This window comes from Streptomyces sp. NPDC044106 (assembly GCF_056433985.1).
On record NZ_JBWKFZ010000004.1, the window covers coordinates 388475 to 399202 of the forward strand.

Below are 10728 nucleotides of genomic sequence, written 5' to 3' on the forward strand. Positions count from 1 at the left end.
GTGGCTGTGCCCCGCGTGACCGTGACCATGTCCATGGCTGTGTCCATGTCCGTGATCGTGCCCATGGCTGTGTTCGTGTTCGTGGTCATGATCGTGGTCGTGCGTCACCACTGCACCGTCGGCATGCTGGCGCCGATGATTCATCGAATTCCCCATCGCTCTGCGTGGCCTGGGCAAGGAAAGTGAAGCGCATCATTCACGCGATTTCAAAGGCTGCAATGAAGACGGTTATCAATTACCTGCGTCCAGGACGGAGAATTCCGATATTCCGCCAGGTGCCACCTCGGTGTGTCGACCACGCATGGCCGGAAATGAGTCCGAGAAGGGCCGGAAGAAACACGCGGAGTCCCGGTCTGCCGGTCTGCCGACTCTTCAGGTTCCGTACTTGTCCGTGTATCCGCGGGCGATCTCCAACTGCTCCCGTTCCATCCACTCGGCGGCCACCAGCACACCGGGAAGCGCCGCGCGCTCCGTCGTCAGGGCGCGGAACAACCGGGAGACGGTGACGTCGTGACGGGGACGGTGCACCACCTCGATCGCGTCGCCCCCGCGGAACTCGCCGGGCTCGATGACCCGCAGCATGGCCCCCGGGGACGCGGCTTCGGTGAAACGCCGCACCCAGCGCGGCTCCCCGAGCCAGGCACCGAAGGTGCGGCACGGCAGGCGGCCTCCGGTCACTTCGAGGACGACCTCAGGGCCGAGCCGCCACCGCTCACCGACCAGGGCGTCCCGCAGCTCGATGCCGGTCGTGGTGAGATTCTCCCCGAACGAACCGTTGGCGAGCGGACGGCCGAGGTCCCGCTCCCAGCCGTCCAGGTCCTCCCGCGCGAAAGCGTAGACAGCCCGGTCGTCACCGCCGTGGAAGCGCAGGTCGCAGACCGTGTCGCCGACCAGCCCGCTCGCTCCGACGCCCGCCGCCCCGGGACGGACGACCCGGACCGGCCCTTCGACCGGCCGCTTGTCGATCCCGGTGGTTCCGGAGGGGGCATCGGTGTAATCAACCGACCTGGCCGAACCGGCATTTACGCTCAAGATCTTCATGCGGCTGCATGGTACGTCCGGCGGTGCGTCCGTCTCCCGCCTCCGGGCGCGGTCCGCCCCGGCTGTTTCAGGCCGCTCGGTCGCGGCGACTCTCGCGGCGATTCTCGTGGCGGTTCGCGCGACGTTCCCCGTGCCGGCCCTTCGATCCGTGGACGAGCCGGAGGTGACGTCGGTGACGGCCGGCCGGTGGTGAAGCGTTTCCGTTCAACCGGTCCTCGACCCGGTCCATACCGATCAGCAGAAGACCCATGACCGGCAACAACAAGAGAGCGACAACTAGCATCTGCGGCGACCTCCCCGCGGCATCCCTTCTCGCCTGCCCCGCCCGAAGGCCTTCACGGACCGGAAGATGTGAAGGTCCCGCAACGTCGCCCAGCGGCCCGGCCGTCCGCCGAATCGGCGGCCCGAGGCCAACTCGGTCCGCCCGGCGCCCCCTTGACGCCCACGGGCCGATGTTTTGTCGACGCCGACGCGGACATGCGGTTCCCACACCGCCGACGCGGAGCCCCGGTCGGCGCGCACAGCACGGATGCCGCCCGCGGCGGAGAGGACTTGAGCGAATGAACGACAGCGTCCAGGACTCCGGAATCCCGAACGGCCCCATCTCCGCCGCCGGTCTTCTCGGTTACGCGGTGGAGGCGAGCGACGGCTCGTCCGGTGAGGTCGACGCCACCACGGAGGAAGTGGCGCCCGACCACCTCGTCATCGACACCGGCGGACCGCTGCTGAGCAAGAAGGTGCTGCTGCCCGTCTGGGTCATCGCGCACGTCGACGAGGCGAACCGCACCGTCCACGTGCCCCGCACGAAGGACCACATCAAGGCCGCACCGCGCTTCGACAGGGACCTCCGCGTCACCGACCCCACCTATCGGGCGCACATCGACGAGCACTACCTCGACGAGCCGGGCGCCTGACCCGGCCCGCGCACCGCGCGCCGCCCCGCGATCAGCGCGTGTCGGTCAGCCCGCCGGTGACGGCGATCATCTCGCCGACCGTGAAGCTGGAGTCCGCGTCCGACGCCAGGTAGACGTACGCGGGAGCGACCTCCTCGGGCTGGGCGACGCGCCCCATGGGGGCCGAACTGCCCAGGTCCCGCAGGTAGTCGTCGGGGAAGCGCTGGCCCGCCAGATTGAGCACGGTCCACGTGCGTCCTGGCGAGACGATGTTGACGCGGACTCCGCGCTGCGCCAGATGGGAGGCGATGGACTTGGTGAACGCCACCACCGCGGCCTTCGAGGCCGCGTAGTCCATCATCATGTCGCTTCCCTTGAGCGCCTCTTCGGAGGCGGTGGCGATCACGGCGTCGCCGTGGGACAGCTGCGGCAGAGACGCCATCACCAGGTGGAAGTAGGCGTAGACGTTCGTCTTGAAGACCCGGTCGAAATCGTCGGCGGTCAGCTCCGACAGGTCGTTCTGGCTGTTGAGGTACGCGGCGTTGCTCACCAGGACGTTGAGGCCGCCGAGTTCCGCCACCGTCCGCTCGACGACTTCAGCGCAGAAGGACGGATCACGCAGGTCGCCCGGCAGCAGCAGGCACCTGCGTCCCTCCTTCTCCACCGCCTCCCGCGTCTCGACCGCGTCCCGCTCTTCCTCGGGCAGGTAGACGATGGCTACGTCGGCGCCCTCGCGGGCGTAGAGGACGGCCACCGAGCGATGCCGGAGTCGCCTCCGGTGATCAGCCCCACCTTGCCGACGAGCTTTCCGGAGCCGCGGTAGTTCTGCGCGAGGTACCTCGGGCGTACCTCCATGTCCGCTTCGAGGCCGGGACGTTCCTGGCGGTGGAAGCGGTAGGGCGGAGAGATCTCCGCCTCCTCCTGCGGCATCGCCGGACGCTCGTTCGGCGCGCGGTCTGTGGCGTTTCCTTCCGGCATGGCTGCACCTTCACTCTCGGGCTTGCCTGCAGAACCGTGGACACGCCATTGCGCCGGCAACGGACCGAGAATCCCTCGTCACCGGCACGCACACGCGTCGCACAACGGCTCGGGTGCCCCGGCCCAGGCCGGTCATTCCCGCGTGTTCACACCCGCGACCGGTCGGGCCCGAGGCACCCGGGCAGTGCACGTCAGTCCGTGGAGAGGGCCTGGAGCAGGTCGCCGACCTGCGGGTCGTCGAGCGAGCGGGCGACGTCCGCCTGGGCGACCATGCCGACCAGGTCGTGTCCGTCGATCACCGGCAGGCGGCGCACCTTGTGCGTGCTCATCGTGCGCAGGACCTCGCTCACGTCGTCGTCCGCGCCGATGGTCACGGCCTCGCCCTGGGCCAGGTCGCCAACCGGACAGCCGGCGGGGTCCTTGCCCGCGCCGAGGACCTTCACCACGATGTCCCGGTCGGTGATGACGCCCTTGAGCTTGTTGTCCGTGCCGCAGATCGGCAGGGCACCGACGCCGAGGTCCTTCATCTTGCGGGCCGCGTCAAGCACCGTCTCCTGGGCGCCCACGCACTCGGCCCCGCCCGTCATGATGTCCCGCGCCTTGGTCATGGCATTTCTCCCTGTGTTCGTACGTATCCCCACGCTGCTCGGGGGAGCGTGGTCTCGGATGTGGCATGAGTACCCGTACGTACGCAGAGGTAACGTTCTGTCCCGTTCTTGAACGGACATCTCGGGCCGGGATCCGCGCCGCCATGTGCCCGAGGGGGCCACGGCCAGCGGTGGCGGCGGCCCGCGGCGGAGGTCCGCCGCGGGCGGCGGCTCTGGCCGTTCAGCGCCCCAGCGCCTTCTTCAGCTGCTGCTTGTTCATCGAGGAGCGGCCCTCGACGTTCTTCTTCTTGGCCTCTTCGTAGAGCTGGTCCTTCGTGGGGCCCTGGGAGCCGCTGTGCGAACGCTCCCCGCCGCGCTGCGAGGCCGACTTGGGGTCCTTGGTCGACGTCTTGCTCGCGGTCTTCGACTCGCCGGAGCGGGCCCGCTCCTTGTTGACCGTGCGGGCCGCGATCTCCTTGGCGCGGCCCTGGGAGGCTCCGCGGTCCTCGGCGCTGTCCTTGATGTGTTCGTACTGGCGCTCGCGCTTGTTGCTGGATCCAGCCGGCATGGTGACCTCGCTTCCTCATCGCCACCGCACTGCTTGGGCGAGTGTGCGCGGTGGTCTTCTTTGCGGGCATTGCGCCCAGTTTCACACCGGTACCCCTGCCTCGCGCGGTCAATCGGCCCGGTCGGCGGGGACGGTGAGGATCTGCGGTGCCAGGATCTTGATCATCGTGTTGGTCCAGCGCATCTGCCGCAGGCTCCGGGGGTGGCCCGCGGACGCCACGTCGAGCAGGTGGCTGTCGCGAACGGCCTGCGCGGCCTGCGCGAGCGTCTCCCAGAGGAGCGAGTTCTCGGACGCCCGCAGGTGCAGATGGCGAAGGTCGTGCAGGAGAAGCGCGCCCTCGTCCCCGTCGGCGGGCCCGCAGGCCCCGGTCAGCGCCATCAGGCAACCGGTCTCGCCGGATCCGGCCTCCGGCCCGCTGCCACCGTCCTGTCGCTCGATCTCGGCGGCGAGCCTCTCCTCGTCCTCCCCCGACCAGCGGGCCAGGTCCCGGGCCACGTGGAAGATCTCCTGCTCGTCGCGGTGGCGCTCCGCGACCAGGCGCAGTTCTTCGGCCAGGGTCCGGTCCCCCCCCTGCGCGGCGCCCACATGGTCGTCACGATGCCGCTCATGCGGTGCCTCCGGCAGGGTCGGCGGGTCCCGGATCCGACGTGGCGTGTGCTCGCGGGCCGCCCTCCGTGGCGGGTACGGCGTCCGCGCCGGGGCCCGCGGGGGCGGACGCGCCGGTGGCCGGGGCGGGCGCTGGACGGCCCCCGCCGCGTTCGACGAGGCGCAGCACGGCGGCGGCCGTCTTGAACAGGGACTGCTTGGAGACCGGGTCCCAGTCGGTGACCGTCGTCTCGTTGGCCGCCCGCCCCGGTGCTCCCTCGTCGGGGGCGCACCCGTTCGGGGTGTCCCAGTAGCCGTAGTGGAAGGGGATGAAGAGCAGCCCACCGCGGATGCCGGTGATCCGCAGTCGGCCGCGCGGCGTCGAGACGTCCACCAGATCGCCCTCGCCGAGCCCGAGCGCGGCGGCGTCCTCGGCGGCGGCCTCGACCCACACATCGGGCGCGGCCTCGTTCAACTGGGGGACGCGTCCCGTCTTCGTGCGGGTGTGGAAGTGGTAGATCGTCCGGCCCGTGGTCAGCCGGAAGGGGTACTCCGGGCCCGGTTCCTCGTGCGGCGGGAGGTACTCGGCCGCACGGATCATCGCCTTGCCGTCGGGGTTGGTCGCGCGGTAGTCCGTTTCGGCGTAGGCGGTGCCGGTCGCCAGGTCCTTCCCGCACCTCTTTCGCGGGACCCCACCTGATCCCTCTGCCGCCAGTGCTGCATCAGCCACACGTACCCGGGCCGCCGGGTCTCACCCGATTCGCTGTCGCAGCCGTCCGGGGGATGCGCCGCCTGTGAAAAGCCGTTCCGGGTATACGGCTCTGCGTGAAGGCTCCTCATACGACACTCGAGACACCACAAGCTCCCGCGCCGCTCAAGAAGGCCCTGACCACTCCTCTGCTCTACTTCTTCATCCTCGGAGACGTCCTCGGCGCCGGCGTGTACGTCCTGGTGGGCCAGGTCGCCGCCGACGCGGGAGGCGCGGTGTGGGTGCCGCTCGTCGTGGCGTTGTGCCTGGCCCTGCTGACCGCGACGTCGTACGCGGAGCTGGTCACCAAGTACCCGCGCGCGGGCGGCGCCTCGCACTACGCGACGTTGGCGTTCGGCCCCTTCGCCGGGTTCCTCGCGGGTTTCTGCATGCTCGCCGCCGGCATCGTGTCGGTCGCCGCGCTGGCCCGCGGGTTCGGCGGTGACTACCTATCCGAGTTCGTCACGCTCCCCGTGGCGCTCGTCACCGTCGTCTTCCTGGCCGTCCTCGCACTGCTCAACGCGCGGGGCATCCGCGAGTCGACGCGCGCCAACGCCGTCGCCACGGTCGTCGAGGTGAGCGGGCTGCTGCTCGTGGTCGGGCTCGGGGTCTGGATCGTCGTACGCGGCGACGGAGATCTGGGAAGGCTGACCCAGCTGGGCACCGCGAGCAAGGGGCCTGCCGCGGCCGTGCTGAGCGGCGCCGTGCTCGCGTACTACTCGTTCGTCGGGTTCGAGACGTCCGTCAACGTCGCCGAGGAGACCCGCGATCCCCGGCGCTCGTACCCCAGGGCGCTCTTCGGCGCCCTGGTCACGGCCGGCGCGGTGTACGCCCTGGTCGGCGCCGCCGCCGCGGCAGCCGTACCGACCAGGACGCTGACAGAGTCCAGCGGGCCGCTGCTCGAAGTCGTGCACAAGGCAGGCGGCGTCCCCGCGGAGCTCTTCAGCGCCGTCGCCCTGGTGGCCGTCGCCAACGGCGCGCTGCTCACGGGCATCATGTCGTCGCGGCTGGCCTACGGCATGGCGCGGGACGGCCTGCTGCCGCGGTTCCTGACGAAGGTGCTGCCGGGGCGGCGCACGCCGTGGGCCTCGATCGCCGTCACCACGGCGCTCTCGCTGCTCCTCGCGCTCACCGGCGACGTGGCCACGCTCGCCTCCACCCTGGTCCTGCTCCTCCTCGTGGTCTTCTTCCTCGTCAACACCGCGGCTCTCGTGCTGCGCCGTGGCGCGCCGCCCGGGGACCACTTCGCGGCGCCGGCCGTCGTGCCGCTCCTGGGCGCCGCGTCCTGTGTGCTCCTGGCGACCCAGATCGAACGCGACGTCTGGCTGAGGGGCCTGGCCGTCCTCGCGGTGGGCGCGGCGCTGGGCATCGTCGCCGCCCTGCGGGTACGTCGCGCCCCCGAGGCGGGCCGTTAGCCCGAAGGAATGCGCAAGGGAACAGCTGGTAGCCGAAGCCCGTCACCGCGCCCGGTTGCCCGTGCTCTCCTCGGTGGGTTCGTCGGCCAGGACGACGGCGGCCTTGATGCGTTTGCCGACGGGCTCGCGGTGCACCTCGAAGCTGCGGCACACCGCCATCACGATCTCCAGACCGTGCTGGCCGATACGCCCGGCGTCCGGGGGCTGCACCACCGGCATCGCCGCGCTGCTGTCCCACACCGTCACCTCGACCGCCCCCTCGCCGAGCCCCAGGGTCAGCAGGCACGGTCCCGGAGCGTATTTGCGGGCGTTGGTCACCAGCTCGCTCACCACGAGCTGGATCATGCCAACCACCCGTGCCGACACCGGCACGCCGTGCAGAGTCTGCAACGATGCCAGGAAGTCACGGGCCAGTCCGCGGGCGACAGCGATCTCTTCGCTGCCGTCGAAAGCCGCGGACGTCTCGATCGGGCGGCCCGCGAGAAGCCGCTGCTTCTCGCTCTGTTCAGCCAGGTTCATACAGTTCGCCTCACTGCCGAAGCGTCGTCATTCAACCACCCGCTTACCCCGGAAACATCACCGCATTCCCCGGACATTTCTCCCCGGGATGTTTGAGCGACAGCGGCTCGCCGGGATCCGTAGGGGTCGTTACGACACCCATCAGCCCTCCGGGGATCCCGGGGGTTCCGGAGGCTCCGGCGGGTCCGCCGGATCCGGCAGGTGCAGGCCTTCGTGGACGATGGCGTGGGCCACGTCGGAGAGGTCAGTATGACGCGTGTGGGCGTGGGCGCGCAGGAGGGCCAGTGCCTGGGCGGCGGTGAGGTCGTGGCGGTAACTGATCATGCCGGTGGCCTGGTGGACGATGGCGTCGGTCGGCAGGAGCCAGGCCTCCGCGACCTCGTCCCCCTCGGGGGCGGGGACGGACAGGAGCAGAAGTTCGGCGGCGTCCGCGTGCGTGCGGGCGGTGTCCAGGTCCTGTTCGGGGAGTGTGCCGGTGCGGTCGCGGTAGAGCGAGAGGACGAGGCCGGGCTGCGGGGTGCTGGGCCGGGGGCCGACGACGGGAAGCGCGAAGACGGCCCGGATGCCGTGGGCGCGGGCCTCCGTCGCGTACATGGGCCAGTCGGCGACGACCTTCTCGTCGTCGAGGTCCGCGGCGAGGACCGGGCGGTAGCGGCGGAGGGCCTCCACGCAGGGGCCCTCGCCCAGATTGATCTGCAGGGCTTCGCCTCGTGCCGCCAGCGGGCCCTCGGCGGCGAGGGAGACGCGCTGGGCCAGCGCGGCGTCCGCCGCGAGCGTGAGACCCACCGAGCAGGACACGCTCAGCGAGGAACGGCACGCTCGGGTGAGGCTCTTTGCGGGGTCGGAGCGGTCCAGATGCAGGGCGGCGAGCTCGACGGCGGGCGCCCGGGGGCCGGTCACGGGATACAGACGTAGGGCACGGACGAGAAGAACGCGCCGGGGTGTGTGCGCATGGCCGTGCTTTCCGATCTTTGGCACTCACCGCCGATGCTGCCCAGGATCGGAAGGAAATGTCAGGGTTGCCGTACGGGGCAAAACCATCTGATGGATGCGGGCAGCCTGCATTTCCACCCTACGCCCCCGCGGACCTCCCGCGAGGTCAGTACTGCCGATGAGTCTTGGCGCCATAGACTTGGGGAAGCCGCTTCCCGTAGGGGTTCGGCCAGGCAGGAGGTGAGTGGCCGTGGCCACGAAGGGCGACCTTGCCGCCGTGCTGGGGAGCCTGCGCCCGGAGCCCGGTAGCGGGGGCCTGGTCGGGGCGGATGCGGCGCGGTGCGCCGATGCGCTGGGCTTCGACGGTGTGGCCGTGTCCGTGACGGTCGGCAGCGACTTCAACGAGTTGCTGTGGGCCACCGCGGGGACCAGCACGCACCTGGAGGACCTGCAGTACACGCTGGGGCAGGGGCCGGGCCCCGAGGTCGCCGCGTCGGGTGCGGCCGTCGCGGCTCCGGACCTGGCGCGGGAGCGGGAGAGCCGGTGGCCCGCCCTGCTGCCCGAAGCCCTGGCGCTCGGGATCGGCGCGATCTTCTGCCTGCCGTTGCGGGCGGGCAGCGCCTGCCTCGGCACCATGACGTTGCAGCGTGCCAGACCCGGCCCCCCGGCGGAGCCGCCGCCCGCCGACGCGTGGCTCGTCACGCACGCCCTGACCGCCGCGCTGGTCCAGGACAGCGGCCAGTGGGAGGCCTTCGCCGCCGGAGAGGACGGCTCGCACTTCTACCGCGCCGCCGTGCACCAGGCGGCCGGGATGATCAGTGTGCAGGCGGATGTGTCACTCGCGGAAGCACTGATCCGGCTGCGTGCCCATGCCTTCCGCCACGGCCGGCCGGTGGTCGAGGTCGCCGATGACGTGGTGGCCCGACGGGTGCATTTTCGCCAAGATGATGGAGACGAGCCGGGCGCCTATGGCCGGCGGAGGGACTGAATGGCCATGACTCGAGAAGAACGCCTGCTGGCGGCCGTCATCGACGCGGTCGACACGCTCGTCGACGACTTCGACCTGATCGACTTCCTGCACACGCTGTGCGATCGCTGCACCGAGCTGCTCGACGTGTCGGCGGTCGGTGTCATGCTCGAAGATCCCGGCGGCACGCTCCAGTTGATCGCCGCCTCGGACGAGCACACCCGGCTCCTTGAGCTCTTCGCCCTCCAGCACGAGCAGGGCCCGTGCGTCGACTGTCACCGCACCGGCGCCATGCGACTGAACATCGACCTCACGTCGCCCGTGCAGACCGCGCCGTTCGCCGTGTTCGCGGCCAAGGCCCGCCAGGCCGGGTTCACCGTGACCCACGCGCTGCCGATGCGGCTGCGCGAAGAGGTCCTCGGCGCGCTGAACCTCTTCGACGTCCGCAGGCAGGACCTGTCCGCCGCCGACGTACGGGTGGCGCAGGCGCTGGCGGACGTGGCGACCATCGCCATCCTGCAGCACCGCACGATCACCCACGCCAACCAGCAACGCGCCCAGATGCACGCGGCCCTGACCAGCCGCGTCGTCATCGAGCAGGCCAAGGGCATCCTCGCCGAGCGCTGGAACACCAACGTGGACGCCGCGTTCGACGCCCTGCGCCGCTACGCCCGTTCCCGCCAGCTCGGGCTGACCCAGCTCTGCCGCCAACTCGTCGACGGCGAGGTCGACACCGCTGCCATCGGCCGCCCCTGACCCCCTCCCCCACCCGGCCTTCCACAACTCCCCGTTGGGACACCCGATGCATGAGGACGACCACGCCGCCACTTGGCGCAGGATCGGCGACGCAGGCGGCGGCATCACCCTCGCCACGGCCTCCCGGGCCTGCGCGGCGGATCTGGAGGCCGACTGCCTCGGCGTCTCCCTGGTCGTCGCGGGAGAGCTGCGGCTCCTCGGCTACGCGAGTGACGAGCGTGCCCGAGGCCTGGAGGACGCCCAGCTCACCACGGGAGAGGGGCCCTGCACCGATGCCTTCGTGCAGCGAACCCTGGTCGAGGAGGAGGATCTGCACCGGGCGCACCACCGGTGGCCCGCCTTCGCCCAGGCCGCCGCGGGGCTGAAGGTGCGCTCCGTGACAGCGCTGCCCCTGACCACCGGCCACTTGCGCATCGGTGCCCTGGACATCTACCGCACCACGCCCGGCTCCCTCTCCGACCGGGACAAGTCCGTGGCGTACGCCTACTCCCGCATCCTGGCCATGCTCGCCCTGGACGAGCACCCCTACCTGCTCACCAGCGACCATCGCCCCATCCGGCCCGGACCGCAGGGCTACCCGCCCAGCGTCCACCTGGCCGCGGGCATCCTCGCCGAGAAGTACCAGCTGCCTCCGGACGACGCCCTGGCCCGTATGCGCGCCCACGCCTTCCGCCACGACCGGCCGCTCCACCAGATCGCCGACCACGTGCTGACCCACCGCTCCCTCGACTGAGAGCC

General features: G+C 70.8%; 14 protein-coding genes and 1 pseudogene. 6 read left to right on the top strand and 9 right to left on the bottom strand.

Going from position 1 to position 10728, the window contains the following annotated elements:
• Positions 1-15: 15 nt before the first annotated feature.
• Complete coding sequence (locus tag AC07DI_RS09305) at positions 16-186, top strand: hypothetical protein (RefSeq protein ID WP_478903295.1); 171 nt, start codon at positions 16-18, stop codon at positions 184-186.
• A gap of 186 nt (positions 187-372) precedes the next feature.
• Here AC07DI_RS09305 and AC07DI_RS09310 read toward each other — a convergent pair whose 3' ends face one another.
• On the bottom strand, positions 373-1041 hold the full coding sequence (locus tag AC07DI_RS09310; RefSeq protein WP_478903297.1) for an MOSC domain-containing protein: 669 nt from the start codon (positions 1039-1041) through the stop codon (positions 373-375).
• 560 nt (positions 1042-1601) lie between these two features.
• Between AC07DI_RS09310 and AC07DI_RS09315 the strand changes: the two genes are divergently transcribed.
• Positions 1602-1955, top strand: a complete 354-nt coding sequence (locus tag AC07DI_RS09315) for a PRC-barrel domain containing protein (protein WP_384247099.1) — start codon at positions 1602-1604, stop codon at positions 1953-1955.
• Between the two features lie 31 nt (positions 1956-1986).
• Here AC07DI_RS09315 and AC07DI_RS09320 read toward each other — a convergent pair whose 3' ends face one another.
• From AC07DI_RS09320 to AC07DI_RS09345, 6 genes and pseudogenes are all read right to left on the bottom strand, one after another.
• Positions 1987-2688, bottom strand: coding sequence for an SDR family oxidoreductase (locus tag AC07DI_RS09320; protein WP_478903300.1), 702 nt, complete (start codon positions 2686-2688; stop codon positions 1987-1989).
• Positions 2652-2912 carry a hypothetical protein gene (locus tag AC07DI_RS09325; RefSeq protein WP_478903302.1) on the bottom strand — a complete coding sequence of 87 codons (261 nt, stop codon included), beginning with the start codon at positions 2910-2912 and terminating at the stop codon, positions 2652-2654. Before AC07DI_RS09325 ends, AC07DI_RS09320 begins: the two co-directional genes overlap by 37 nt.
• A gap of 191 nt (positions 2913-3103) precedes the next feature.
• Complete coding sequence (locus AC07DI_RS09330; protein WP_478903304.1) at positions 3104-3520, bottom strand: CBS domain-containing protein; 417 nt, start codon at positions 3518-3520, stop codon at positions 3104-3106.
• A gap of 220 nt (positions 3521-3740) precedes the next feature.
• The gene (locus tag AC07DI_RS09335; RefSeq protein ID WP_384247106.1) at positions 3741-4067 is read right to left on the bottom strand and encodes a plasmid stabilization protein; all 327 of its coding nucleotides are present in this window, start codon (positions 4065-4067) and stop codon (positions 3741-3743) included.
• A 108-nt stretch (positions 4068-4175) separates the two neighbouring features.
• Positions 4176-4652, bottom strand: a complete 477-nt coding sequence (locus AC07DI_RS09340; protein ID WP_478903306.1) for a hypothetical protein — start codon at positions 4650-4652, stop codon at positions 4176-4178.
• A gap of 19 nt (positions 4653-4671) precedes the next feature.
• Positions 4672-5325 (bottom strand): annotated as a pseudogene (locus AC07DI_RS09345) (molybdopterin dinucleotide binding domain-containing protein); the annotation flags it as partial.
• A gap of 152 nt (positions 5326-5477) precedes the next feature.
• Between AC07DI_RS09345 and AC07DI_RS09350 the strand changes: the two are divergent.
• On the top strand, positions 5478-6815 hold the full coding sequence (locus AC07DI_RS09350; protein ID WP_384247113.1) for an APC family permease: 1338 nt from the start codon (positions 5478-5480) through the stop codon (positions 6813-6815).
• 42 nt (positions 6816-6857) lie between these two features.
• On the opposite strand, the gene AC07DI_RS09355 is transcribed toward AC07DI_RS09350, so the two are convergent.
• Together AC07DI_RS09355 and AC07DI_RS09360 are read right to left on the bottom strand one after the other, a co-directional pair.
• On the bottom strand, positions 6858-7334 hold the full coding sequence (locus tag AC07DI_RS09355; protein ID WP_478903308.1) for an ATP-binding protein: 477 nt from the start codon (positions 7332-7334) through the stop codon (positions 6858-6860).
• Between the two features lie 141 nt (positions 7335-7475).
• Positions 7476-8234 carry a GAF domain-containing protein gene (locus tag AC07DI_RS09360; protein ID WP_478903310.1) on the bottom strand — a complete coding sequence of 253 codons (759 nt, stop codon included), beginning with the start codon at positions 8232-8234 and terminating at the stop codon, positions 7476-7478.
• A 283-nt stretch (positions 8235-8517) separates the two neighbouring features.
• Between AC07DI_RS09360 and AC07DI_RS09365 the strand changes: the two genes are divergently transcribed.
• Genes AC07DI_RS09365 through AC07DI_RS09375 form a run of 3 tightly spaced genes read left to right on the top strand, consistent with a single transcriptional unit; the run spans position 8518 to position 10723 of the window.
• Positions 8518-9255 carry a GAF domain-containing protein gene (locus AC07DI_RS09365; RefSeq protein WP_478903312.1) on the top strand — a complete coding sequence of 246 codons (738 nt, stop codon included), beginning with the start codon at positions 8518-8520 and terminating at the stop codon, positions 9253-9255.
• A gap of 6 nt (positions 9256-9261) precedes the next feature.
• A complete protein-coding gene (locus AC07DI_RS09370) occupies positions 9262-9990 on the top strand; it encodes an ANTAR domain-containing protein (RefSeq protein WP_478903314.1) in 729 nt (242 codons plus the stop codon).
• 46 nt (positions 9991-10036) lie between these two features.
• The gene (locus AC07DI_RS09375; protein ID WP_478903316.1) at positions 10037-10723 is read left to right on the top strand and encodes a GAF and ANTAR domain-containing protein; all 687 of its coding nucleotides are present in this window, start codon (positions 10037-10039) and stop codon (positions 10721-10723) included.
• The last annotated feature ends 5 nt before the right edge of the window (positions 10724-10728 follow it).